The 26,187-nt window shown below is 63.6% G+C and carries 20 protein-coding genes and 1 riboswitch; of the genes, 5 read left to right on the forward strand and 15 right to left on the reverse strand.

The features are described 5' to 3' along the window. Positions 1-6: 6 nt before the first annotated feature. Both H2O75_RS07285 and H2O75_RS07290 read right to left on the reverse strand, forming a co-directional pair. Entirely contained in the window at positions 7-3,408 is a 3,402-nt protein-coding gene (locus tag H2O75_RS07285) for a proline dehydrogenase family protein (RefSeq protein WP_182170253.1), read from the reverse strand. Between the two features lie 13 nt (positions 3,409-3,421). Further along, positions 3,422-3,694: a DUF3017 domain-containing protein gene (locus H2O75_RS07290; protein ID WP_182170256.1), complete on the reverse strand. Its 273-nt coding sequence runs from the start codon at positions 3,692-3,694 to the stop codon at positions 3,422-3,424. Between H2O75_RS07290 and H2O75_RS07295 the strand changes: the two genes are divergently transcribed. After that, entirely contained in the window at positions 3,670-4,764 is a 1,095-nt protein-coding gene (locus H2O75_RS07295; RefSeq protein ID WP_259365223.1) for an FAD-dependent oxidoreductase, read from the forward strand. The two genes, H2O75_RS07290 and H2O75_RS07295, sit on opposite strands and share 25 nt — an antisense overlap. 32 nt (positions 4,765-4,796) lie before the next feature. On the opposite strand, the gene purH is transcribed toward H2O75_RS07295, so the two are convergent. The 4 genes from purH to H2O75_RS07315 form a co-directional block, all read right to left on the reverse strand. Then, a complete protein-coding gene (gene purH, locus H2O75_RS07300; protein ID WP_259365224.1) occupies positions 4,797-6,383 on the reverse strand; it encodes a bifunctional phosphoribosylaminoimidazolecarboxamide formyltransferase/IMP cyclohydrolase in 1,587 nt (528 codons plus the stop codon). A gap of 22 nt (positions 6,384-6,405) precedes the next feature. Next, positions 6,406-6,488, reverse strand: a riboswitch (ZMP/ZTP riboswitch). Between the two features lie 4 nt (positions 6,489-6,492). Continuing rightward, the gene (locus H2O75_RS10845) at positions 6,493-7,329 is read right to left on the reverse strand and encodes a PT domain-containing protein (RefSeq protein WP_220462712.1); all 837 of its coding nucleotides are present in this window, start codon (positions 7,327-7,329) and stop codon (positions 6,493-6,495) included. 81 nt (positions 7,330-7,410) lie between these two features. Then, entirely contained in the window at positions 7,411-8,025 is a 615-nt protein-coding gene (purN, locus tag H2O75_RS07310) for a phosphoribosylglycinamide formyltransferase (protein WP_182170266.1), read from the reverse strand. Next, positions 8,022-9,341, reverse strand: coding sequence for a cell division protein PerM (locus H2O75_RS07315; RefSeq protein WP_182170269.1), 1,320 nt, complete (start codon positions 9,339-9,341; stop codon positions 8,022-8,024). The genes purN and H2O75_RS07315 overlap by 4 nt, the downstream gene beginning before the upstream one ends. Positions 9,342-9,473: 132 nt before the next feature. Between H2O75_RS07315 and H2O75_RS07320 the strand changes: the two genes are divergently transcribed. Continuing rightward, positions 9,474-9,821 carry a hypothetical protein gene (locus tag H2O75_RS07320; RefSeq protein WP_182170272.1) on the forward strand — a complete coding sequence of 116 codons (348 nt, stop codon included), beginning with the start codon at positions 9,474-9,476 and terminating at the stop codon, positions 9,819-9,821. A gap of 52 nt (positions 9,822-9,873) precedes the next feature. Here the strand turns inward: H2O75_RS07320 and sucD are convergent, their stop codons facing one another. The 8 genes from sucD to H2O75_RS07360 all read right to left on the reverse strand — a co-directional run bounded on the left by sucD (position 9,874) and on the right by H2O75_RS07360 (position 19,946). Continuing rightward, entirely contained in the window at positions 9,874-10,788 is a 915-nt protein-coding gene (gene sucD / locus H2O75_RS07325) for a succinate--CoA ligase subunit alpha (RefSeq protein WP_182170275.1), read from the reverse strand. 11 nt (positions 10,789-10,799) lie between these two features. Next, the gene (gene sucC / locus H2O75_RS07330) at positions 10,800-11,963 is read right to left on the reverse strand and encodes an ADP-forming succinate--CoA ligase subunit beta (protein WP_182170278.1); all 1,164 of its coding nucleotides are present in this window, start codon (positions 11,961-11,963) and stop codon (positions 10,800-10,802) included. 97 nt (positions 11,964-12,060) lie between these two features. Beyond that, positions 12,061-13,929 (reverse strand): acyltransferase family protein, encoded by a 1,869-nt coding sequence (locus tag H2O75_RS07335; RefSeq protein ID WP_182170280.1) that lies wholly within the window; start codon positions 13,927-13,929, stop codon positions 12,061-12,063. A gap of 80 nt (positions 13,930-14,009) precedes the next feature. Beyond that, complete coding sequence (locus H2O75_RS07340) at positions 14,010-16,568, reverse strand: UvrD-helicase domain-containing protein (RefSeq protein ID WP_182170282.1); 2,559 nt, start codon at positions 16,566-16,568, stop codon at positions 14,010-14,012. A gap of 19 nt (positions 16,569-16,587) precedes the next feature. Next, positions 16,588-16,914: a hypothetical protein gene (locus H2O75_RS07345; protein WP_182170284.1), complete on the reverse strand. Its 327-nt coding sequence runs from the start codon at positions 16,912-16,914 to the stop codon at positions 16,588-16,590. 139 nt (positions 16,915-17,053) lie between these two features. Beyond that, on the reverse strand, positions 17,054-17,524 hold the full coding sequence (locus H2O75_RS07350; RefSeq protein ID WP_182170286.1) for an aromatic ring-opening dioxygenase LigA: 471 nt from the start codon (positions 17,522-17,524) through the stop codon (positions 17,054-17,056). A gap of 406 nt (positions 17,525-17,930) precedes the next feature. After that, a complete protein-coding gene (gene guaA / locus H2O75_RS07355) occupies positions 17,931-19,472 on the reverse strand; it encodes a glutamine-hydrolyzing GMP synthase (protein ID WP_182170288.1) in 1,542 nt (513 codons plus the stop codon). Between the two features lie 6 nt (positions 19,473-19,478). Beyond that, a complete protein-coding gene (locus H2O75_RS07360) occupies positions 19,479-19,946 on the reverse strand; it encodes a DUF3817 domain-containing protein (protein WP_204736269.1) in 468 nt (155 codons plus the stop codon). A 155-nt stretch (positions 19,947-20,101) separates the two neighbouring features. Between H2O75_RS07360 and H2O75_RS07365 the strand changes: the two genes are divergently transcribed. Together H2O75_RS07365 and H2O75_RS07370 are read left to right on the forward strand one after the other, a co-directional pair. Further along, the gene (locus H2O75_RS07365) at positions 20,102-21,901 is read left to right on the forward strand and encodes an ABC transporter transmembrane domain-containing protein (protein WP_182170290.1); all 1,800 of its coding nucleotides are present in this window, start codon (positions 20,102-20,104) and stop codon (positions 21,899-21,901) included. Next, a complete protein-coding gene (locus H2O75_RS07370; RefSeq protein WP_182170292.1) occupies positions 21,898-23,643 on the forward strand; it encodes an ABC transporter ATP-binding protein in 1,746 nt (581 codons plus the stop codon). The genes H2O75_RS07365 and H2O75_RS07370 overlap by 4 nt, the downstream gene beginning before the upstream one ends. A gap of 35 nt (positions 23,644-23,678) precedes the next feature. Here the strand turns inward: H2O75_RS07370 and H2O75_RS07375 are convergent, their stop codons facing one another. Further along, positions 23,679-24,512, reverse strand: coding sequence for an SURF1 family protein (locus tag H2O75_RS07375; protein ID WP_182170295.1), 834 nt, complete (start codon positions 24,510-24,512; stop codon positions 23,679-23,681). A gap of 100 nt (positions 24,513-24,612) precedes the next feature. On the opposite strand from H2O75_RS07375, the gene pta reads away from it, so the two are divergent. Continuing rightward, positions 24,613-26,184 (forward strand): phosphate acetyltransferase, encoded by a 1,572-nt coding sequence (gene pta / locus H2O75_RS07380; protein WP_259365225.1) that lies wholly within the window; start codon positions 24,613-24,615, stop codon positions 26,182-26,184. Positions 26,185-26,187 lie beyond the last annotated feature (3 nt).

Here is a 26,187-nt window from a genome sequence, read left to right on the forward strand (position 1 = left end):
TCCAGCCTAGATCAGGACGCCCTTGAGAAGTGACGTGTGGTTTCCGAACCTGTGGTTCGTTGCGGAAATGGCCTGCTCCTGGACGTAGGGCAGCAGCTCCACTCGACCGGCTGGCGTGATCGGGTCTGCGTAGATGCCGACATCGACAGAGCCGTCAATCGCGGCGGCAAGAGCTGACGCGTCTTCGCCGAGAACGCGGAACCGGACGCCGTCCGCAGAGACGGACATGCCTTTCGCCCTCCTCTGCCACTGCTCGGTCGATTCGACGGTGACGAGCACCTCGTGATCCGCCATGAACTGGGCAACCGCTGCGGCGAGCGTCCCTGCGGACGATACCTCGACATTGGCTCCCAATGACACGGCTCCGGCTACGGAGGCGAGGAGATCTCCGACGGGTGCGTCCGCGCCGAGGCGGACGACGACGCGCGGGAAGCCCACGTAGCGGAGAATGTTGATCTCGACGCCGAGCTGAGACGGATCGTGTTCACCATGGAACTCCTCCGCCAGCGCCCTGTCCATGCCGGACAGGATTTCCTGCGTCCTCTCAGCATCCTCGAGGGATTCCGCAACCGTCTTCGCCTTGCGCAGGATCGGGTCGTTCAGCGTCTGAGCATACATTCCCGTGAACGCGGGCGTGACGTGGCCGAGGCCGTAGAGATAGTTCGGGCCGCCCGCCTTCGTGCCGGTGCCGACGGAGGATCTCTTCCAGCCGCCGAAGGGCTGACGCTGCACGATGGCGCCGGTGATGCCTCGGTTGACGTAGGCGTTGCCGGCGTGGACGTGGTCGAGCCAGTAGGCGATTTCCGCAGCATCGAGAGAATGGATGCCAGCAGTGAGGCCGAACTCGACAGCGTTCTGCCATTCGACAGCCTCGACGAGGCTATCCGCTCTCATCACGCCCAGGATCGGGCCGAAGTACTCGGTCAGATGGTATTCGCTGCCCGGCTGCACACCGGAACGCACGCCCGGCGTCCAGAGGTTGTCGCTGAGCTTGCGTGGCTTCACCACCCACGACTGGCCCGGTTCGAGCTTCGTGAGGCCACGCAGCAGCTTCCCGGAGGGAACTTCTGTCAGCGGCCCCATCTCTGTCGACAGGTCAGCGGGATATCCGACGTTGAGGGACTTCACCGCATCGACCAGCTGATCGTGGAACCGTCGGGAGAAGCCCACCGAGCCGACCAGGATCACGAGGGATGCGGCAGAACACTTCTGTCCAGCATGCCCGAAGGCAGAGTAGACGACATCCTTCACAGCCAGGTCGATATCGGCATGAGGGGTGACGATGATGGCGTTCTTGCCGGACGTTTCGGCAAAGACTCGAAGGTCGGGACGCCATGACCGGAATCTGCGTGCCGTCTCGATCGATCCTGTCAGAATCACCTGGTCGACGCGCTCGACCAGGTATTGGCCGAGATTGCGGTCGGAGCCGTCGAGGTTGACGAGCTGCAGAACGTCGCGGGGCACACCGGCCTCCCACATGAGGTCGGCGACGAGCGAGCCGATGCGGCGGGTGAGACGAGCAGGTTTGAAGAGGACTCCCGAACCGGTGGCCAGCGCGGCAAGCACTCCGCCCGCCGGGATCGCGATGGGGAAGTTCCAGGGCGGGGTGATGAGCGTGGTCTCGACGGGAGTGAATCTCGCACCCTCGAGGTTGTCGAGGGCTGGCGCGAGAGAAGCATAGTAGCGTGCGAAGTCGATTGCCTCCGACACCTCGACATCCGCCTGGTCGATTGTCTTGCCGGCCTCCGAACCGGCAACCTCGATGAGTCGTCCCCTGTTCGCTTCGAACACGTGGGCAACCTTGAGAAGGATGTCTGCCCTCTCTCCGGCTGGCTTGGCCGACCATGCCTTACCTGCCGCGACCGCGGTCGACAGTGCCTCATCCAGTTCCGCGATTGTCGTCTGGGTGTGGGCGCGAACAATGTCCGAGCCGAGCTCCGACGTGGGGATCCTTGCGGCGATCCCTTTCGCCCAGGCAATGTTGGCGGGCAGAGACGGGTCAGTATCCGGCGTGTTGGAGAACTCGCGCGGGAACGCCTCGGGAGCCTCGTTGCGGTCCTGGATGCGGCGCGGGCCGTGGTCGATGCCGGACTGGGCAAGCTCGTACGCGGTCGAGAAGCGCTCAGCCTCGAGGCCGAAGACAGAGCTGTCCTCGAGCGCGAACACGTTCGACATGAAGTTCTCGGGCGTAGCGTTCTCTTCGAGGCGCCGCACAAGATAGGAGATCGCGACATCGTACTCTTCGGGCTTCACAACCGGCACGTAATAGAGGAGGGAGCCGATGTCGTCGCGCACGGCGTGAGCCTGCGGCGTCGCCATGCCGGCCAGCATCTCCACGTCCACCTCGGTGCCGATCGCGAGGCCGCGGTCGCGGCACAGCAGCACGCCATAGGCGAGCGTGAAAAGATTCTGTCCGGCAATGCCGATGTGGACGGCGTCGATGTTCTCCTTCGTCAGTGCATGGTCGAGCATGACGAGATAGTTTGCGTCCGTGGCCTCCTTCGAGGGCTGCACGGCAAGCTCCCAGCCGTGCATGACAGCATCGACCCTCTCCATCGACAAGTTGGCGCCCTTGACGATGCGGACTTTGATGGGGGCTCCTCCGCGGGCGCGGCGCGCCTTCGCCCATTCCGTGAGGTCAGCGAGAGCCGCCTCCCCATCGGGCAGGTAGGACTGGAGGACGATACCGGAACGGTAGTCGGTGAACTCGGGGTCGTCGAGGATCGTCTTGAACACGGCAATGGTCAAGTGCAGATCCTTGTACTCCTCCATGTCCAAGTTGATGAAAGTCTTGGAATCGCGGGCAACCCGGAAGACGGGAAGGAGCTGGGCGACCGCGTGATCGACTGCCTCGTCGAAGCCGTAGGGTGCGTGCGGGCCGATCACGGAAGATACCTTGAGGGACACGTAGTCGACATCATCGCGGCGAATCAGTTCGGTGGTGGCGGCAAGCCGACGCTCGGCCTCACCGTCACCCAGGACTGCTTCACCGAGGAGGTTGAGGTTGAGGCGGGAGCCGTCCGCCCGGAGCTTGCTGATCGCGGGGCCGAGTTTCGACGGTGTCACGTCGACGACGAGATCACCGACGAGAGCTGCGAAGATCTTCTCCGCAACCTCTGTCGCCACGCCGGGAAGAAGCGGCGCAAGCTTGCCGCCGCCCTTCGCGAGGATGCCGAGATAGGGCGGAAGGAATGAGGCATCCTTCTGGGATATGGCAGAGAGATTGTCTGCGACGACGTGAGAATCCTCTGGCCGAATGACGCCGTCGACGAAGTTCACGGTGTAGTCGAGGCCGCCGGGATGGTCGAGCACCTGGGATAGCAGTCGCGAAGCGTAGGGAGTCGAGTACGCTCGCGCGTTGTCCGACCACTCTTGAGCCTTGGCAATAGCCCGTGTCACGATATCCATGTCTAACTTCCTCCTAGGCCACGTTGGTGGCGTTTCCCCAATCGGCAAGAGCCAGCAGGGCTATCCCACAAAGCATGAGCGTGGCAGTGTCCAGTGCCCGCCCTCGAACGTCAGGAACGGTGCCGGTCGGCAAGACCAGCCGCGCAATCGCATATCCCACCATGCTGATCCCCAGGGACCGGATCGCGAACACGGGTCCCGCAGTCAATGCGAAAACGGCGATCATGACAACCCAGAGGGTCGTCAGCCACAGCAGTGCAGATGCAGGAACCCGCTTTTCTCCCATACGATCAACTCTATATCTTGGAGGACCTTTTGATCACCATTTGTGGAACTGGCTTGGCGGGCTTGCGCGTCGCAGCCGAACTGCGGGAAGCCGGATACGACGGCCCGATGAGGGCTATCGACCGGGAGGGAGTCCCGCCGTATGACAGGCCGCCCCTGTCGAAGAATCTGTTCGGCGATTATCGTCGCCCTCTGTCGGCCGATGGTCTTGGACACATCGCCGAGCTGTGCGATGAGATCGTCACCGGTTCAGTCGATTCTCTCGACGGCTCGGATGTCATCGTCGATGGCATCCGCTACGCCTCGGACACGACTGTCCTGGCTCTGGGAGCAGATCCCCGGGAAACCTACCCCGGCGCCCTGCATCTGCGAACGCGAGAAGACGCCGAGAGGCTCCGTGCCGTCACGGGACCCGTGACGATCATCGGCGGCGGCTGGATCGGATGCGAACTCGCCTCATCCTTCGCCGCGGCCGGACGTCCCGTCACGCTCGTCGAGATAGCGGAACACATTCTGCCCGCGATAGGCCCCGCTCATACCGCGATCGAGAGCGCTCTGAATAGCATGGGGGTCGATATTGTCTCCACGATCCCTCAGGATCCGGGCACGATCATCGAGGCGACCGGGGCCGTGCCGCACACTCTCGGACTCGACTTGAGGACGGACGGATGGGGGCGGACCTCCTATCCCGGTGTCTATGCTGTCGGTGATTGCGCGACGATCGGGATCGGGCCGAGCGGCGGGCACTGGAACACTGCCCTGCACCAAGCCGCTCGGGTTGCCCACGCGATCATGACCAACCCGGCAGACGATCCCCTCCCTCTCGTTCCGGATGTATTCTCGACGATCGCAGGACTGGAGATCCTCGTCATCGGTCACCCTGTCGGGACGCCCGTCACGATCGATGACGGTTCGAGGATCCTCTGGGTGACAGAGGATCGCCTCACGGGTGGTGTCACAGTCGACCGTCCCGCGGACGCGGTTGCCCTGCGGAGAAACATCGGCAGCCGCATCACTCTCGAGGCAGCGGCAGACCCTCGTCCGCTCAAGAAGATCCTGCGCGAACTCTAGAACTGGGGGGATGTCCGGCATCCCCCAGCGTCTCAGTGCGCGAAGTGCCGCGTGCCGGTGAAGTACATGGGTATCTCAGCCTCGTTCGCGGCGGCGATGACGTCCGCGTCGCGTATCGATCCGCCCGGCTGGATCACAGCCCTGATCCCCGCGTCGGCGAGCACCTGGAAACCATCCGCGAACGGGAAGAAGGCATCGGACGCGGCAACCGCGCCCCTGGCACGTTCCGCGCTCGACGAGGATCCGGCCTGAGCACCGCCCGCACTCTCGACGTCAGATTCGACGGCAACACCAAGGGTGTTGGCTCGTTCGATGGCGAGCCGACACGAATCCACCCGGTTCACCTGGCCCATGCCGACCCCCACGGAGGCACCATCGCGTGCAAGAAGGACAGCATTGGATCGCACGGAGCGAACCGACCGCCACGCGAACTCGAGATCGGCAAGCGTCTGCTCGTCGGCTTCCGGGCCCGCCACGTGCGACCATCCGCTCCTCACATCGCTCGGAGCATCGACACGGTCACGATCCTGGATGAGGAAACCGCCCGATATCTGGGTGATGTCACGTTCCGTTCTCCCCGGCGTGACAACAAGGATCCGGAGGTTTCTCTTCGATCGCAAGAGTTCGAGAGCATCCGCGTCGTAGCCCGGCGCTGCGATGACCTCGGTGAAGACGGGCTTCACCTGCTCGGCCATTGCCAACGTCACGGACCGGTTCGCCGCAATGACTCCGCCATAGGCAGAGACCGGGTCGCAGGCGTGGGCCCGTGCGTGGGCCTCCGCAATGTCATCTGCTGCCGCGATGCCGCACGGGTTGGTGTGCTTGATGATGGCGACCGCGGGGCGGACGTGATCGTAGGCTGCCCGAACGGCCGCATCCGTGTCGCGATAGTTGTTGTAGCTCATCTCCTTGCCGCCAAGCTGCACAGCGTTGGCGACTCCGTCAGTGCCGTCTGCCGCGAGCCACGCCCACTGGTGGGGGTTCTCTCCGTAGCGGAGAGTGCTCGTGCGCTCCAGTGCGATCCCAGCAAATGATGGCTGCTCCTCGACCAGGCCTGTCATCCAGTTCGCGACCGCCGCGTCATAGGCCGCGGTGTGGGCGAAAGCCTTCGCGGCGAGAACTCGACGTTCAGACTCGCTGAAACCTCCGCGGAGGACGGCAGCGATTGCATCCTCGTACTGGTCGGGAGAAGTCAGAACCGCGACGGAGGCATGGTTCTTTGCGGAGGCGCGAACCATGGCGGGTCCGCCGATGTCGATCTGTTCGATGATGTCGCCCACCTGCGCCCCTGAGGCGAGAGTGTCCGCGAACGGGTAGAGGTTGACGACGACGATGTCGAACGGTTCGATACCGAGCTCACCGAGCTGGGCAACGTGCTCGGCTTTGCGCCTGTCGGCGAGAAGCCCGCCGTGGATGAGTGGGTGAAGCGTTTTGACGCGACCGTCGAAACACTCCGGGAACCCGGTCACGTCCTCGACCGCGGTGACGGCGATGCCGGCGTCTCGCAGTGCGTGAGCGGTTCCACCGGATGACACGATATCGATGCCAGCATCGACGAAAGCCTGGGCGAGTGGAAGAATTCCTGTTTTGTCGTAAACGGATATGAGTGCGCGAGTCATAGCTCTCCTCGGAGACGATCCGCTGCTATGCCCAGGCGTGCGACGCGACGGTGTCGGCCGCTCCCCGATGGTCATCCATCTCGTGCGCCAGTCGCGGCCGAGAACGATTCTAGCGGATGCGGCGCAGCCTTGCCGAGAGGATGAGACCGAAACCGCTCACGATGAGAACGAACGCTCCTGCTGCGAGATAGCCCGTCTCTGCACCCGTCCATGCCAGCTCATCTCGGTCGATCTCGACGAGTTCAAGACCATCGGCGATGACGCGGCTCGCTCCGATCGCGGACGAGCCCGGCATGTTCGCGCGGCCCGTGATGATGACGTCGCGTGCGCCCTCGGCGAAGTTGTCCTCCGAATCGAAGGCAAGGAAGACGATTCGATACGTGCACGGGTAGCCGTTCGGGCATTCTTTCTCGTCGAACCATCCTCCCCAGTCGGAGATGACCGGAATCAGTCCCCGATCGACGTCGTCGACGACCCGCACGCCCGCCACGATATCGTCCTCTGTGACATCGCTGCGAGTCTCGGCAACGATCGGCTCGATTGCCGAGAAAACAGGAGCCCGGCTCGCGGGCGGCACCCCGTCCTCAGGGAACACCACGGTCGGTTCTTCGGTGGGCTCCTCCGTCGGCTCCTCCGTGGGCTCCTCCGTGGGCTCCTCCGTCGGTTCTTCGGTGGGTTCTTCGGTGGGCTCCTCCGTCGGCTCTTCGGTGGGTTCCTCCGTGGGTTCTTCCGTCGGCTGGTCTGTGGGATCCACGTCGTCGGAGGGCTCATCCGTGGGGATGGCAGTCGCTTCCGCAAGCGAGCCGACAACCCGCAGATCCACGACGGGATCGAACGGCGGTGCGAGTTGATCGTCGATTGTCGATGCGAAGGCTGTGCTCCCGAGGAAGAGCCCCGAAACGACGAGGATGAGACCCGTCGTCGTTCCTCTGACAGACTGCCGCATTCGAACTCCATCTTTCAACCGCGCGTGCACAAGACATTTAACCACGTCAACGCCCTGTTCTGCGCTTCCGGACTCTGGCGGCTATGGGCGTGCGTTGAGGAAGGCCCGTCGGCCTTCGACCCGCCATCCGTCCCTCATCATCGACCCCACCGTGCGCACGAGCTGGGCGCGTTCCGCAGCCTTGATCCGCTCGAGCAGGACTTCTTCCGTGTCGTCCTCGAGAACCTCGACGGCGCACTGCGCGAGGATCTGCCCCGTGTCCATCCCCTCATCGACGACGAACAGTGTGGCACCGGCGATCTTGACGCCATAGTCCAAAGCATCGCGGGGACCGTGAATACCGGGAAAGGATGGGAGAAGCGAGTTGTGGGTATTGACGATGAGACCGGGGAATGCAGAGAGCACAGCGGACCCGAGGATCTTGAGGAAACCGGCCGAGACGACGAGATCGGGTGACGACTCCGTCAGTCGTGAAGCGAGGGCCTGATCCCATTCTTCTCTGCTCGGGAAGTCCGTCACAGCAAGAACCGCGGTGTCGATTCCTGCCTCGGCGGCGTGATCGATGCCGGCGCAGCCGTGCCGGTCGGCGATGACAAGGACAACCTCACATCCGTACTCCGGGTCTTCACATGCGTCGAGGAGGGCTCGAAGATTCGAGCCCCCGCCAGAGATCAGTACTGCGAGGCGGCCTGTCATGAGCCATCCTTTCCGGATTCGGGAGCGGTCTGTGCTGTCACTGCGGTTGTTGCGTGCGGATCGTCGGGAAGCTCAGGCTCTGGTTCGACAACCTGCAGATGACTATCGGCTTCCGAGGATGTGTGAGCAGCGGTCGTATCTTCCTGGGGGATATCGCTGTTCCGCAGGTTTTTCACGGCCGCGACGCCACGTTTGGCCCAATCTCGATAGGCTGCTATCGATGTTCGGTGGCCGAGAATCATTCCCGCGAGGAAGGGAATCCCAAGGATCACAATCGTCATGGCCATCATTCGAAGCATGTCTGGGCCTGTTGCCGCCATGCGGTCAGGTCCGATGGAGCCCTGGGACAGGAAGGCGAGAAGGGCTCCTGCCGCGCCGAGCACAGCGAGATGGATGCCACCCGTGACAAGGACTTCTTTCAGGTCGGGGAAGGCTCGAGCCTGACGGATGCCGGCAAGGAGGAGAACAAGCGCCACCACTGCGAGAAGCCACGGATATCCCGGCCCGGGTTGTGGCAGCGCGCCGAGGAGCGGGATTGCCGGCAGCGGCGCAGATGCCACACCGAGCGCGGAGAACACGGTTCCCGAGCCGACCGCGAAACCGGCGCCGAGAACAAAAGCGAACCCCCACAGGACAAGGACTGGCAGGTAGGCGAGCTGGAAGAGCCACATCATGAGGTTCGAATGCCAGGCCACGATGTAGTAGCCGTTGATCTTGACGATCTCGGACCAGCCGAGCACGGTCGCCGTCACGAAGACAAGGATGCCGATGATGAGTCCGATGGTGAGCGCGCGGCGCGCCAGGATCATTCCGTCATAGATCGCACGCCCCGCAACGGACGCGAAGAAGCCTCGACCAAACCAATCGGTGCGATTCTTCGATGTCGCGACAGCGAGGAGCACGACGGCCGCGGTGCCGATACTGGCCGGCCACGATACGCTCCCCGCGGGTGACGCAAGGCCGAGGAGCGCCGTCACGGCAGCTGCACTGCCCGTGAGGACACACACGTCGATCCAGTCTTTCACCGGCAGCCTACGCACGAGTCCGAGCGTTGCCGCATAGGTGAGCAGGGTGATGAGGAGGGGCGGAAGGGAGATTCCCACTCCGTCGAAGTGGAGGGTTCCTCCGAATGCGGTCAACCACCAGCCGGTTGTCACGGATGCCACATCCTGCCAGGAGGTGGTGCCGAGAGCGGGAGAGTCCGCCATGAGAGTGTAGGCGAAGATACCGAGCACCACAGCGATCGCCCATCCGAAGACGATGGGCTGTGCTGCCGCGAGGATTAGGCGAAGCGGGTGGGTTCGTGTGGTGCTCATCGAGTCCATGTTCCCAGCCCTTGCCCCTGTCTGCGGGGAGCAACTCACCGTTGATGAAAGGACTCTCATTTTGCTCTCCCCCGATCATCATCTTCATCGGCTTGAATGGGGAGAGGTTACGAAAGGAGCGTCATGTCTCGCAAACTGTGGGTAGCGGCCGGATCTCTCGGCGCACTCGGCGTCGCCATCGGCACGGGCATGGCGGCAGCGGATTCACCGGATGTCGTCATTCCCGTCATCTCTGAGGGCCCCCGCGAGACGGCATCCCCGTCGAACGAGAATCCGTCCGGCCAGATCACGGCGACGACAGCTCCCTCGACCGAACCCTCACAGACTCAGGATCCCACCGTCGCGCCGTCCCCCGCGCCGTCCGTCTCACGTCCGACAGGCACGCCCACGGTCCAGCTGCCGAGCCAGGTCTCCCCCGCGTCTGCTGTCTCGATCGCCTCGGCGCCCTCAGCGCCCTCCGCCGACGAGTAGTCGCGATGGCATGTGGGAGGGGGCCGTCATGGCCCCCTCCCACATGCGAGTCCTAACCTTGGAGGATCTGGCGTGCCAGATTCGCGGTCTCTGTCGGTGTCTTCCCGACTCGGACTCCCACTGCTTCGAGTGCTTCCTTCTTCGCCTGTGCGGTCCCTGCGGAGCCGGACACGATAGCCCCGGCATGCCCCATGGTCTTCCCCTCGGGCGCGGTAAATCCTGCAACGTAGCCGACGACAGGCTTCGTCACGTGCTCCTTGATGAAGTCAGCGGCACGCTCTTCGGCATCGCCGCCGATCTCGCCGATCATGACGATCAGGTCCGTGTCCGGGTCATCTTGGAATGCTCGGAGGGCATCGATATGGGTCGTTCCGACGATCGGGTCGCCTCCGATGCCGATGCAGGTGGAGAAGCCCAGGTCGGACAGCTCGTACATCATCTGGTACGTCAGCGTCCCCGACTTGGAGACAAGGCCGACACGGCCGGGACCGGTGATATCGGGCGGGGTGATCCCCACGTTGGACTGTCCGGGTGTGATGATGCCGGGGCAGTTCGGGCCGATCAGCTGGACGCCCTTCTTCTCTGCATAGGAGCGGAAGACTGCGGTGTCTGCGACCGGGACGCCCTCCGTGATGATGACGACGAGCCGGAGCCCGGCATCGATCGCTTCCATGACTGCGGCCTTCGTGAACGCCGGCGGGACGAAGATGACGGACACATCTGCGCCCGTTGCCTCTTTCGCGTCCTTGACGGTTCCGAACACGGGCACGTCCACGGTGCCTGCTGTGGCCTGGCCGGGACCTGCGGGGACGACATCGAATGTGACGGTTTCGCCCGCCTTCTTCGGGTTGGTGCCGCCAACGATCTTTGTGCCGGCACCCAGCATCCGAGCCGTATGCTTGCGGCCCTCAGAGCCCGTCATGCCCTGGACGATGACCTTGGAGTTACTGTCGAGAAAAATAGACATGTCTTAAATCCTTATGCCGCAATCTCGGCAGCCTTGGCTGCCGCGCCGTCCATCGTGTCCATGATCGTCACGAGTGGGTGGGCTGCTTCCGTGAGGATGCGCCGCCCCTCGTCCACGTTGTTGCCGTCGAGGCGCACCACGATCGGCTTCGTCGCCGCATCCCCGAGGATGGCGAGTGCCTGCACGATGCCGTTGGCAACCTCATCGCAGGCGGTGATTCCGCCGAACACGTTGACGAAGACAGAGCGCACCTCCGGGTCGCCGAGAATGACATCGAGGCCGTTCGCCATGACTTCGGCCGAGGCGCCGCCGCCGATATCGAGGAAGTTCGCGGGCCCGACGCCGTACTGTTCGCCCGCGTAGGCCACGACATCGAGCGTGGACATGACAAGACCCGCGCCGTTGCCGATGATGCCGACCTGGCCGCCCTCGAGCTTGACGTAGTTGAGGCCCTTCTCCTTGGCTTTCGCCTCGAGCGGGTTCTCGGCCGTCTTGTCTTCGAGATCGGCGTGGGCGGGATGACGGAAGGAGGCGTTGTCGTCGATGCTGACCTTGCCATCGAGGGCGAGAATCGTGCCGTCCGCAGTCTTGACGAGCGGATTGACCTCGACGAGCGTGGCGTCTTCCTTGACGTACACCTCCCAGAGACCCAGGATCACGTCCGCAACCGCGTCAGCATCCGCCTCCGGGAAGCCTGCCTCGGAGACGATGTGCCGTGCCATCTCCTCATCGATTCCCTGACCGGGGTCGATGGCGATGCGGGCGAGCGCCTCCGGGCGCTCCACGGCAAGCTGCTCAATCTCCATGCCGCCTTCCACGGAGCATAGGGCGAGATAGCGGCGCTCCGAACGATCGAGGAGGACAGAGAAATAGTATTCTTCGGCGATATCCGCGCCTTCTGCGATCATGATCCGGTGCACGGTGTGCCCCTTGATGTCCATCCCCAAGATCTGCGACGCTGCATCTTCCACCTCCTCGGGCGACCGAGCGAGCTTGACGCCGCCGGCTTTGCCGCGCCCGCCGGTCTTCACCTGCGCCTTCACAACGAAAAGCTTGCTGCCTAATTGCTCTGCTGCTGCGCGCGCTTCTGACGGAGTGGTGGCCACGATGCCTGCCAGCACGGGGACACCGTGCTTGGCGAACAGGTCGCGAGCCTGGTACTCGAAGAGGTCCACGGAGGAGATCCTTCCCATAACGACTCGATGTCTCGACTTCGAGACACCACTATCAGGGTATCAAGTGGGAGAGTGATCCGTGCCCTAAAACGGACGGTTAGGATGCAAGTGTTTCAAAAGCGGTCCGCACCGTCTCCGCAAAAAGGTACATTCCACCGATATCGGGATGCGTCTGGTCCGCTTGGAGGAGATGCGGCTGAGCGCTGATGGCAGCATGCCAGTCCGCCACGGCCACGTTGGGATAGTCGGCGGCAATGTCGCGGATCGTCTCGTTCGCGCTTTCGATGAATGTGGACTGGCCGTAGATCGTCACGAGCACGATCATGCGATCGGGGCCCAGGAGTTCGATCGTGTCGCGGACGATCTGCGGGTCCGGGATACCGGCGTTGGTCCCGAAGTCGAGAATGACGGCGCGGCGTATCGTGCCGTCACGCAGGCCCGCCTCGACAAGTGCCGGAGCCTCGTGCCATTGCCGGTTGGACTTGGCGATGAAGTTGAGGCCGGGGAACTCGACTTCGAGCCCGTCGGCGGAGGTCACGATCAGGGAGTCTCCGATAGCGGTGATGTCCTCTCCCCCCGGCATCGCAAATCCCTGCGGCGAACTCTCGGTCGGCGCCGCGCTAGCATCCGGCTCGGGGCTGTCAGCGCCCTCACTGGGCTGGGGAGTCGGATCGGCCGGCGTCGTCTCGAACCGTTCCTCGTTCTCTTCGATCTCGAGCTGAACCGAGGACTTCTCGGGTGCGAGGGCAACGGCTGCGCCTGTCCCCACCAGCATGATCGCGGCCGCTGCGACGATCGCGAGGTAGCGGGGCTGGCGGGTCGAGACACGGGAGGAGGCGGCGGCCAGGGTTGCCCTGAAGCCATTCGTGCGGATCGGTGTTTCGATGACGCGGTACGAGAACTCGCAGATGATGCCGGTGAGGAGAACCGCGACAGCGGACCTGATCCAGAAGGCTGTGGATCCCGGTGCCGCGGGGGCGAGGAGGCCGACCATGACGAGGACGGGCCAATGCCACAGGTAGAGGGCGTAGGAGCGGGTGCCGATCCAGTGGAAGATCGGATTCTCGGCTGCTCGCGCGATCGGGGAGGCGGGCGCGATCATGGCCGCGATGATGGTGAGCGTGAGGAGCGATGCCAGGAGGATTCCACCGCGATAGGTGAAAAGGGACTGATCATCGAGCGATGCCATGAGGAGCAGGAGGCCGCCGAGCGCGGCGAGTCCTGCGACCTGGCTCCACGCCGACCACCGCCCCGCCAGCCATGTGCCGGACGCCGGGGCCCAGGAGAATGCGAGGGCGATGCCGAGTGCGAGGCCGAACAGATGGGTGTCCGTGCCGTAGTAGACGCGGGTGAGATTCTCCGGGTCTGCCATGACACCCATGAGCACCGCGGAGAGGAGTGCGAGCCCGACCGCCATACCCACCCGTACCCGCCACGATCGCACGAGCATGATGACAAGGAGGAAGAGCGGGGGCCACACCAGATAGAACTGCTCTTCGACCGCGAGTGACCAGAAGTTCTTGAACAAGAGCGGCGACGTCTGGTCGAAGTAGGATGAGCCGTTGGCGATCTCGAGCCAGTTCGAGGAGAAGGTCAGCGCACCCAGCACCTGGCGCCCGATTCCGACGAGAAGATCCCTGTTGATGATGCCGGCGATGGGGACGACGATGATGACGAGGAAGACAAGAGCGGGCACGAGCCTGCGTGCGCGTCTCCTCCAGAAGCCGATGAAGTCGATCTTCTTCGTCTTGCGGACCTCGCGCAGGAGCAGTGTGGTGATGAGGAATCCCGAGACGACGAAGAACACGTCGACTCCGAGGAAACCACCCGGCAGTGCCCCCGGGGTGATGTGGTAGATGACGACCGAGGCGACGGCGAGTGCTCGAAGACCATCGAGCCCGCCGATGTATCCGCCTGGGTCGGCCATGCGATGACGACGGACGCGCGTCGTCTCAGCTGCTGTCATCCTTCACTCTCCTCCCCGATGAGGCCACTGTAATGCTGACAGCCCGCCGATACGATGGAGCGGCCCGGCGTTTCGCCAGGTTACTCGGGGAGGCTGAGGGGAGCCATGGCGAGCATGAGCCTCTTCGGCTTCTTGCCCTCGAACTCGATCTTGACGACCATGTTCGCGCCGCTCCCCTCGACTGCCAGCACCGTGCCGGGTCCGAAGGTGCGATGGACGAGGGTATCGCCGGCGGTGACGGATGCGAGGGGGCCCAGCTTCTCGGCCTCCAAGCGAGCTGCTTCCGCGCGCTTGCGCCGCGTCTCCTCCGCTGCCGCTTCGCGTTCCGCCGCGAGAGCGGCCTCTGCCGCAGCCAGCTTCTCAGCATCCTCGGGACTCAGGGTTGGCTTTGCCGAGGGCTGGCGCTTCGCCATGCCGCCGTCGAGCCTGCCCGGCTTGACCTTCGTGCCCGGCCGCACGCCGGAGTCCGAGCGGGATCCGCCAAAATCTGGCCTGGAATAGCTCGATGCGCTGGAGCGGCGGAGGACGTCGGAGGCGGAGTGTGCACGGCGCCAATCGACGAGGTCGTCGGGGATCTCGTCGAGGAATCGTGAGGGGGGAAGCTCCTGGGGGGCACCCCACTGGCTCCGCACCGAGGCTCGTGTGATGTAGAGGTTCTCCCGCGCCCGGGTGAGTGCGACATAGGCGAGCCGGCGTTCCTCCGCGAGCTCGACGGGATCGGCAAGCGACCTCATGTGCGGGAATGTGCCGTCCTCGAAGCCTGTCACGAAGACGACAGGGAACTCCAAGCCCTTGGCGGTGTGGACGGTCATGAGCGTCACCTCGCCCTCGTCCACGCCATCGTCCGGCAGCTGATCCGAGTCGGAGACGAGAGCGACGTGCTCGAGGAAGTCGCCGAGAGAGGCATCCGGGTTCTTCTTCTTGAAGTCCGCTGCGACGGCATGCAGCTCGGCTAGGTTCTCGACCCGTGCCTCGTCCTGCGGATCGTCGGACCGGCGCAGCTCTTCCGTGTACCCGGTGGCGGCCATGACCTCGTCGAGGATGTCTGCCGGGGCTCCTCCGTTCTCGCTCTTTGCTCGTGCGTTCTCGAGGATCGTCCGGAAATCGATGATCGTGTTCTCTGCCCGCGCCATGAGCCCCATGACGCGGCCACGCGTCGATGCGTCGTTTCCGACGTCCTCGAGCGCGCCGCCGAAAGACAGCCCGTAGCGCTGCGCGTGCAGGGCGAGAGCGTCCTCCGCCTTCGCCCCCAGCCCGCGGCGGGGCGTGTTGAAGATCCGCCTGAGGGCGACCGTGTCGTCAGGGTTGGCGATGACTTGGAGGTAGGCGAGGGCGTCCTTGATCTCCTTGCGCTCATAGAAGCGCGTCCCGCCGATGACTTTGTAGGGGATGCCGGCCCTCATGAGCATCTCTTCAAGAGCCCGTGACTGCGCATTCGTCCGATAGAACACGGCAACATCCGACCAGGAGCGCTTGCCGTGGATGGCCTGGAGCTCTTCGACGAGGAAGCGTGCCTCATCATGCTCGGAATCCGCGACATAGCCGATGACCTTGTCGCCCGCACCTGACGCTGTCCACAGCTTCTTGGCCCGCCGATTCGGGTTGTTCGCGATCACGGCGTTTGCGGCCGTGAGAATGTTCTGGGTCGACCGGTAGTTCTGCTCGAGAAGGATGGAGGCCGCGTTCGGGTAATCGTCTTCGAAGGACTCGATGTTGCGGATCGTGGCGCCGCGGAAGGCGTAGATGGACTGGTCGGCGTCACCGACGACAGTCAGCTCCCCCATGCTCTCCCCGGTCCCTGTCAGGGCTCGCACCAGAACGTATTGGGCATGGTTCGTGTCCTGGTACTCGTCGACGAGGATGTGGCGGAATCGCCGCTGATAGTGCTCGAGGATCGCAGGATGGGACTGCAGGAGGTTGACGGTCGTCATGATGATGTCATCGAAGTCGAGCGCGTTCGCGGCGTGCAGGCGATTCTGGTAGCCGCGATATGCGGTGGCGACATTGACGTCCGCCTCATCGTTCAGCGTGCGCGCAAAGTCCTCGGGATCGATGAGTTCGTTCTTGAGGTCGGAGATGCGGCGGAGAAGGCCCTTGGGCGTTGCCACCCGCGAATCGATACCCTCTTCGCGGCAGACCTGGTTCATGAGCCGCAGCGAGTCCGCCGAGTCATAGATCGTGAATGTCGACCGCATGCCGAGTGCTTCGTGTTCGGCTCGGAGGATGCGGACGCAGGCCGAGTGGAAGGTTGAGATCCACATGCGGTGGGCGACGGGGCCGAGGAGCGCCTCGAGTCGTTCCCTCATCTCTCGCGCGGCCTTGTTGGTGAACGTGATCGCAAGGATCTCGCCGGGGCGGGCCCTGCCTGTTTCGACCAGGTGGGCGATCCTGTGGGTCAGCACGCGTGTCTTGCCGGAACCCGCACCTGCGATGACGAGGAGCGGCTGGCCGCCGTGGATGACGGCGGCACGCTGCTGGGGGTTGAGACCATCGAGCAGCCTGCTCTCCCCGCCCTCAGCACCATCGGGCGCTGGGTGCGACGCCATCGGGGGCGGCGCGGCCGACTGGGTGGCCGCGGACTGTGCGGCTACTCGTTGACGGAGGCGATCAAGGGCGGAGAGAGGAGGCTGAGAAGTCATAGGTCTACCAGGATACTCCTCAGACGAGGACGGCGATCGCGACGTTCGCGGCTACGAGGCCGGCAAGAAGTCCGAAGTAGCCCGGCTTGAGCTCATCCTTGCGGCCTCCCCAGAAGGCAAGGCCCGTCACCGCGAGGGCGACGAGGAGCTTGATGCCGATCTTCATGTGATTGACGTCGCCGTCTCCCATTTCTTTGAGGACGACGAGGATGAGGCCCGTGAGGAGTGCGCCGATGGCGCCGTGGAGCAGACCCTTGGGCATGGCGCGCTGCTTCATGCCGGTGAAGGACAAGCCGAACACGATGGCCCAGCAGAGGAGATGAAGAACAATGATGACTGAATACATGTCTTTCACACTATCCGCTTCCGTGGGCGCACTGAACCTAGGACCTTCGACTCAGGGTGAGAACCCTGCCACACGAACGTCGCCATCTCCTGGGAACGCAAAACGCGCGGCCGAAGCCGCGCGTTTCGTGCTGTGAGTCTTAGACCGAGTCGTTGCGACGGTCGGCGGTCACGAAGGTCGCGCCGACGAGGAGCATCCACACGCCAACGCCGACTGCCATGAGGGCAACGCCGTAGGAGAGGACGGAGGTGAAGAGCGAGGAGCGAAGGAACGAGGCGTTCATCATCGTCGTGCGCTGCTGGGTGTACTGCGCGGCGAGGTCCTCATCGCCGGCCTCTTCGGCCTGGCTGGCCAGTGTGCCGAGAGTGGCGTAGGTCTCGCCGTTGGAGATGTTGAGGGCGTGCTTCTGGATGACCTGCGCCTGTGCGAAGGCGGAGATGGGGCCGGCAACCTGGTTGCCCGCTGCGAAGTCCGCATCCTCAGCGACCGTGATGTTCTCGGCCTTGAGCTGGTCGGTGACGACGAACCACGCGGCGCCGCCAGCACCGACGAAAAGGATGCCGAAGATCAGGGTGACGATACCGGTGATCTTGCCAAGCTTGCTGTTCATTACTTCCTCCTGCGGATAACGAACTCGCTACCCATTCAACGTTTACGAGCCAGCCATTGCTTGCTCTGTGCACCAAATCTAAAGTCTGTGCGGTACCTGAACAAGTATACATTGAATACCGAAAGCCCAGCGTTGCGTAAATCCGCGAAAAAACGGTAACAAAACGATACTTCCCGTGACCGTCATCACTTTTTCGCCAACGTCGGCTCTAATAATTATTCTCCACAAATGGACAATACGGGCACTTATTTGAATGAAATTTGCATATATACGCCCATTGCCGGGCCGACTAAAGTCCCATGTTTTTCACAGTTCCCGCACGACTGCAGTGTTTGGTCCGTATCCATAGGCTGTGATCCTCGTTGCACATGAGAGGGGGCCTGCGTCAGCAGGCCCCCTCACCGTGTCACTCCCACTCAATGGTGCCCGGCGGCTTTGACGTCACGTCGACGACGACGCGGTTGACCTCCGGCACGGAGTTGGTGATCCGGCGGGAAATGGTTGCCAGCACGTCGTAGGGCACCCGAGACCAGTCGGCCGTCATCGCATCTTCCGAAGAGACGGGGCGAAGCACGATCGGATGGCCGTAGGTGCGCTGATCACCCTGGACGCCGACCGAGCGAACATCGGCCAGCAGGACGACGGGGCACTGCCAGATATCTTGGTCGAGGCCAGCCGCGGTGAGCTCTTCGCGGACGATGAGATCGGCGCGGCGCAGCACGTCCAGCCGCTCGCGCGTCACTTCTCCGATGATGCGGATTCCAAGGCCCGGGCCCGGGAAGGGCTGACGTCCGACGATGGCTTCCGGGATCCCGAGTTCGCGGCCGACGGCCCTCACTTCGTCCTTGAAGAGTTCGCGCAGCGGTTCGCACAGCTCGAACTGGAGATCATCGGGCAGTCCGCCAACGTTGTGGTGGGACTTGATGTTGGCTGCTCCCTCACCCCCGCCTGATTCGACGACGTCCGGGTAGAGGGTGCCTTGGACGAGGAACTTGACGCTGCCCTCCTCCTCGGAGACGAGACGCGCTGCGCGTTCGAAGGAACGGATGAACTCGCGTCCTATCGTCTTCCGCTTCTCCTCGGGCTCGGTGATCCCGATAAGAGCGTCGAGGAACACGGCAGAATCGTCGACGGTGACGAGCTTGACGCCGGTGGCGGCCACGAAGTCGCGTTCGACCTGCTCCCGCTCGCCCGCACGAAGTAGCCCGTGGTCGACGAAGACGCACGTCAGCTGGTCACCGACAGCCTTCTGGACGAGGGCGGCCGCAACAGCCGAGTCAACCCCTCCAGAGAGGCCGCAGATCACCTTGCTGTCGCCGATCTGGGCTCTGATCCGAGCGACCTGCTCTTCGATGATGCTGCCCGTCGACCAGTTCGACGTCAGGCCCGCACCCTCGTGGAGGAAACGCTCGAGGAGGGCCTGCCCGCCCGGCGTGTGACGCACTTCGGGATGCCACTGGACGCCGTAGAGGCGCCGCTCGGCATCTTCGAAAGCCGCGACGGGGGCGCCCTTCGATGTCGCCGTGACGGTGAAGCCCTCGGGCGCGACCGAGACGGCATCGCCATGGCTCATCCACACGCTGGCACTATCGGGAGTACCGAGGATGCCGCCGGTGATCTCGACGTCCGTATGGCCGAACTCCCGCTCCCCCGTCTTGTCGACGGTCCCGCCCAGGGCGGCCGCCATGGACTGGAAGCCGTAGCAGATGCCGAGAACGGGCACTCCTGCGGTCAGGAGGTTCGGATCAACCTGGGGTGCACCATCTTCGTACACGGAGGAGGGACCGCCGGAGAGGATGAGTGCTGCCGGGCGGCGTTCGAGAAGGTCGTCGGTCGCGATCGAATGCGGGACGATCTCGGAATAGAAGCCCGCTTCGCGGACCCTGCGGGCGATGAGCTGTGCGTATTGTGCGCCGTTGTCGACGACATAGACAGTCTGCTGATCCATGTTCTCCTACCTTTCGCGCTCGGTCTTGAGACGCGAGATCTGGGCGCGGCGCAGCGCTCTGCTCTCCACCGCATCGAGGACTCCGGGAAGGTCTTCCCGGAACCACGTTTCTGCTTTCCGTTCGAGGACGAACGAGAGGACGGGGACAACCCCGGCAATAACAAGGTAAACCATGCGGCCGAAGCTCCACCGCATGAGCGACCAGAGATTGAAGACGGAGAGGACGTACACGACATAGATCATGCCGTGGGCGATCGCGATCCAGGTGCCGAGAACGGGAGCATGATCACCATTGATGTCGACCACATATTTGAGGACCATCTCGACGACGAGGAGTAGGAGCCAGGCACCTGTCACATAGGCCATGACTCGGTAGAAGCCGAAGGCGAGAGACGCCTTCCGCGCCGTGTTGTCTCGCACGAGACCAGCGTGTTCTCTCTCATCGGCTGTCGGTTCGGGCAGTCCAGTGGGCACGTCATCTATCCTTCACTCACGCCAGTATTCTGCGACCATTCTACGGGGGAAAACTGCAATGGCCGACATGTCGGCGCCTGGACTATGCTGACCAAGTGTTTTCCTTCCCCCGAGTTGTCGATAAACCCCTGCCGTTAAACCGGCCACGGGCTATAATGACCAATTTCTATACCTCCTCAGGCCGGGAGATGACGGTTGCCGTCATCTCGCGCTCCATCCAGGAGGTTCTTGGCGCACTGACTCCCGTCGTGCTCGGTATCGCCCTCGACTCGGGCCTCGAACGCGGCGCAACGTCGTCGGTGTGGATCATCGCGGGCTGGCTGACCATACTCGCCCTTGTGCAGGCGATCACCATGGCCTTCGGACACGGCGTCGAAATCGTTCTCTGGATGAGGACCGCACTGCGGTCCATCAACCAGGTGCACAACCATGTCACACGGTCCGGGCCTGCGATCCTGCGCCAGCGCTCGACTGGCGAAGTTGTCGCCACGACGATGAGCGACTCGGAACATGTGGGGAATCTTGTCGAGGTCACGCCTCGACTCATCGGCTCCCTCATGGCGTTCATGACGGTGGCTATCGTTCTCCTCCTCCAGCACACCGCACTCGGTCTCGTCGTCCTCATCGGCGTCCCCGTCATCACTGCCCTGGCGGCGCTTCTCATCAAGCCGCTGCAGAGCCGCCAGCAGGTACAGCGCGATGAGCAGGGCAAACTCACGTCCCTGGGCACCGACACTGTTGCTGGGCTGCGCGTCCTGCGCGGCATCGGCGGAGAAGCTCAGTTCGCTGCACGCTATGCGGAGCAGTCCCAGAAAGTGCGCCTGGCAGGCAACGAGGTGGCCAGGCTCCAATCCTGGATCGATGGCCTCCAAATCCTCATCCCCGGAGTCTTCACAGCTTTCGTCATGTGGCAGGGCGCGCTGCTGACCATGGCGGGTGAGCTCACGATCGGCCAGTTCACGGCATTGTTCGGCCTCACGATCTATCTGGTGCGCCCGCTGCAGATCGTCATGATGGTGATCACCCAGTTCGGCCGCGCCCGCGTCGGCGCTCGGAAGATCTTCAACGTGGTCCGTATCGACCCGATCGCAGGCACCCTCGACGAACGCCTCGCGGCGGAGGATGGTCTGCCCGTGTGGGACGAGTCGGACGAGAACCCGTTCGATGGGCCGCTTTTTGATGCGCAGACAGGCATCCTCATCCAGCCCGGTCTGACGACGGCGATCGTGTCGAGTAAGCCGGAGGATTCCGCGGCACTCGCTGAGCGCCTTGCCCGGATCGACGATGATGAGGCGAACGTGCTCGTCTCAGGCCGCGACATTCGCTCCCTGCCGATCTCCTTCGTCCGCGACAACGTCATGCTGACACGGGCCACCCCTGAACTGTTCGGCGGCCAGCTCCGTGCCGTCATCGACGCCAAGCATCCGTACGAGATCGTCGACGCTCCCCTGATCGCGGCCCGCGAGAAGGTGTACGGGCCTGAAGCGGTCGCCCCCTTCCATGCTGACGAGGATAGAGACAACGAACTCCTTGATGCTTTGACCGCGACTGATGGTCACGACGTCCTGTCGTCGCTCGATAACTCGCTGTCCGGTGAGGTGACAGAGAAAGCTCGGTCGCTCTCGGGCGGCCAGCGTCAGCGCGTTGCCCTCGCGCGCTCCCTCGTCGACGCGCCGAAGGTCCTCATTCTCGTCGAGCCGACGTCCGCGGTCGACTCGCACACGGAGGACAGGATCGCGGACCGGTTGCGGGCCAGACGCTCCGGCAAGACGACCGTCCTTGTCACAAGTTCCCCCCTCATGCTGGATCGCGTCGACGATGTCGTTCTCTTGGAGGACGGACGCGAAACCATTCGCGGTTCACACTCGGAGCTGCTGCGACGAGCCCATGCCGGCGATCCGGCAGCCCAGCGATATGAGCGGGTTATCACCCGCCAGACAGGTGCAGACGCATGAACCAGGTTCTTCCCATCGCAGGCAATCGCGAGGTTGTCGACTACGCGAAGGAACTGATTTCACGGCACAGGTGGCGGTTCTTCGTCATCGTCGTCCTCCATGCCGCGGCCTCCGTGAGCGCACTCGCGGTGCCCTATATCGTCGGCCGGATCATCGATGCGGTTGTCGACGGCACGACGCGCGGCTACATCAACGGCGCTGCTCTCATCGTCGTCCTCTCCTACCTGTTCTATGCGTTCCTGACTCGGGCAGTGCAGCTGCGCACCCGCGTCCTCGGCGAACAGGTCTTCGCGGAAGTCCGCGAGGAGTTCCTCTCGACGGTGACGACGCTTCCCCTCTCGACCGTCGAGTCAGCCGGTACGGGAGACCTTCTGTCGCGCACGACGAACGACGTCGATCGCATCCAGTGGGTCATCCGCTTCGGCCTGCCCGCGATCATCACCTCCGCGATCACGATCATGGTGACGATCATGATGGCGATCGTCGCGTCACCGCTCGTCTCTCTCGCACTCCTCCTCGGAGTGCCCTTCATCGTCATCGCCGCATGGCGGTACCTGTCGCGCGCACGCGCCACCTACCTGTGGGAATCGCAGGCGTGGGCGACCCTCAACTCTGTCGTTGCCGAATCGGTCGACTTCGTCGGCACGATCGACGCGATGAACTTGGGAACGGCCCGCCGCACCCGCATGAAGTCCGTGATCGCGGCCGATACGTGGGATGCGAATGTTCGGGCCGCGAAGCTGAGGATGGAGCTGTTCTTCTTCCTCATCTTCGGCTGCGCGCTTCCCACCGCCGCGGCGGTCGTGTGGGGCGCCCACCTCGTCGGGACCGGCGCGGCCTCTGTCGGCATGGTGACAACCGTGGCCCTCTACACTTCTCAGCTGCGCAACCCCCTGACCGAGTTCCTCATGTGGCTCGACGAGCTGCAGGTCGCCTCCGTCTCCCTCGCCCGTATCGTCGGCGTTCGCCTCGTCGAGAACGATCGTCAACCCTCCGGAGCTCAGCCCGCGAGCGATCGCATCGTCGCCACCGATGTTCGCTACGCCTATCGTGCGGGCAAGAATGTTCTCCACGGCATCGACCTCGAACTGAGGCCCGGGGAGCGCCTCGCGATCGTCGGACCATCCGGGGCGGGCAAGTCCACCTTCGGCCGGATGCTTGCCGGCATTCATCCTCCGACCGCCGGATCCGTCACCGTGGGGGGCGTCCCCCTCGTTGACCTGACGGAGGATGAGCTCCGCAGCCAGGTCGCTCTCGTCACCCAGGAGCACCACATCTTCGTGGGCACGATTGCGGACAATCTGCGCCTTGCGAAGTCGGGCGCCAGCGACGACGAGATCCGAGCCGCATTGGCATCCGTCAACGCCCTCGACTGGGTGTCGGACCTTCCGGACGGGATCCTGACCGAGGTCGGTTCGGGCGCGAAGATCCTCAACCCTGCCCAGGCTCAGCAGCTTGCACTGGCGCGTCTTGTCCTTCTCGACCCGCACACGGTCGTGCTCGACGAGGCGACATCCCTCATCGATCCGCGTTCGGCGCGATCTCTCGAGGCGAGTCTGTCTGCTGTCCTTGACGGCAGGACTGTTGTCGCCATCGCCCACCGGCTGTACACGGCCCATGATGCTGATCGTGTTGCCGTCATCGAGGATGGTCGCATCCAGGAACTCGGCCCACATGACGAGCTGGTCGCCAACGGCGGGCCATACGCCAAGCTGTGGGAAGCCTGGCATCGCGAGAAGTGAGAGAACGCCCCTGCGATTATCGCAGGGGCGTTGCTTCACCGTCCGAGCGGACTCGCGTCCTCGAACTCTTTCGACCATTCCTCGAGGAGCTCGTCCTCTCGGCTTCGCGTGACTCTCGCGCGCAGCACGCGGAACCAGATGAAGAGCGCGAAGCCGGCGAAGATCACCCATTCCACCGCGTACGCGGCGTTCTGCAGGTTGAAGCCACCTTCTTCGACGGGCCGCGGGGGCGGCACATGCGCCACGCCATCGTCCGCCGGCGGACTGGCGGTGTCTGCGCCCTCGTTCATCCCGTACTCGACGAGATAGCCGGAGAGGATGGGGCCGCCCCATTCGTTGACGAGTTCGGCCGGTGAGATGGAGAGGGCTGTCTCGGAGGTCAAGCCGCCGATCGAATCCTCGGGGTCCGCGAGGTAGCCGAACACCGTGACCTCCCCCGCGGGGACCTGAGGGAGGTCCTCGCCCGCGCGAACCCAGCCGCGGACGATGGGAACGTTCCCGCCAGCCTCCGGGCCTTCGGTGATGATGAGGCGGGCCAGGACGAGGTCGGCGTCCTGGCCGTCGATGGCACGGTCGAGGACACGCAGCTGTTCGGGAGCGAATGTGCCCGTCACATAGACCGGCTGAGCATATTCCTCGGCCGTCATCGTTGTCTGGAGTGGCAGCACGTCGGCAAGCGACAGGGCGGGGGATGTGAGCCGTTCCTCGTGCTCGGCGGCGATGCGCTCGGCCCCGCGCGACGTGGCCCTCTCCATCTGCCAGTATCCGAGCCGGATGCAGACGCCGGCCGCGATGAGAAGAATGATCAGCAGGCCGATCATCCGCGGTGCCGTCGCTTCTCGTATCCACACGTTCGTTCGCCTGCCCATGGATAGATGGTATGTCACATTTGGCTCTAGACCTCAAAACATTGGGACTTATGGCCGATAATGGGGGTATACATTTCGATCGTGCGGAAGGAACAACGCTGTGACTGACTCTCTCTATCTCGCTTCAACGGAACGGATTACGGGAGGGATCGAGATCGCCCGTGAGATCGTTGCGATCCTGCGCGAAAACTATGCTTCTGTCGGGGTTTTCCGGCCCTACATCAATGGTGCGCCGGAGGAGGATCCGATCGTGTCCGGCCTGGGCGCCTGGCACGGCACGCAGCGTGACCACTACTTCGAGGACGAAGCGTCGGCGATGAATGCCATTATTCGCGCCTACCGCAAGCAGGCACTCGACTATGACGCGGTTCTCATCGTGGGCCACACCGAGGGCGACCCCGTCAATCCGGGTCTCATCGGCCGTTCTGGTCGCACCGCGGCGAACCTCGGCTCGAAGATCGGCCTCGTCGTGGACGGCTCCCGCCGCAGCGCGGACCGTCTCGCCGGCTACGTCGATCTGGCGGCTGCCGAGATGTCTGGCTCGAAGGTCACAGTCAACGCCGTCTTCGTCATCAACCCTCCCGATGGCATCGAGGCCGAGATCGCGGAGGATCACCCGGGGGTGCCCGTCTTCACGGGCCGCGTCACGGACGATGTCCTCAAGGCGTTCAGGGAGAAGCCTGCCGTGCGCACCCCGCTCATGTTCCAGACAGAGCTGATGGAGCGCGCACGCACGGATCGACGGACGATCGTGCTTCCCGAGGCGGATGACGATCGCGTCCTCCAGGCCGTCTCTATTATCTTGTCGAACGACGTCGCAGACATTGCTTTCATCGGCAACCGGGAGGAGATCCTGGCACGTGCGGCCGAGCGCGGCTATGACGTGGCCGCCGCCACGGTCGTCGATCCGACTGACCCCGCCTATCTCGACCGTTTCGCCACCGAGCTGGCTCGCCTGCGGGCGAAGAAGGGCATGACGGAAGCCCAGGCCCGGGAGACGCTGCGCGACCCCAACTATTTCGCCACGATGATGGTGCACATGGGTGATGCCGATGGCATGGTCTCTGGCGCGAACCACACGACGGCGGAGACCATCATCCCCTCGTTCCAGATCATCAAGACGAAGCCCGAGACGTCGATCGTATCGTCCGTGTTCCTCATGCTCATGGCCGATCAGGTCCTCGTGTACGGGGATTGCGCTGTCAACACGAACCCGACACCCGAGCAGCTCGCCGATATCACGATCTCGTCCGCACAGACCGCCATCCAGTTCGGTGTGGAGCCGCGAATCGCGCTCCTGTCCTACTCGACGGGCGATTCCGGCACCGGCGCGGATGTGGAGGCTGTTGTGGAAGCGACCCGGCTTGCACGGGAGAAGAATCCTGATCTTCTCATCGAGGGCCCCATCCAATACGACGCGGCTGTCGACCCTGCGGTTGCAAGGAAGAAGATGCCGAACTCCCCCGTTGCCGGCAAGGCAAATGTTTTCATCTTCCCGTCGCTCAATGCCGGAAATATCGGCTACAAGGCCGTCCAGCGGTCTTCGGGTGTCGTCGCTGTCGGCCCCATCCTCCAGGGCCTCAACAAGCCCGTCAATGATCTCTCCCGCGGCGCCCTCGTCGACGACATCGTCAACACGATCGCCATCACCGCCGTCCAGGCACAGAACTAGAAA

It is taken from the genome of Flaviflexus equikiangi (genome assembly GCF_014069875.1).
Lineage (GTDB): Bacteria > Actinomycetota > Actinomycetes > Actinomycetales > Actinomycetaceae > Flaviflexus > Flaviflexus equikiangi.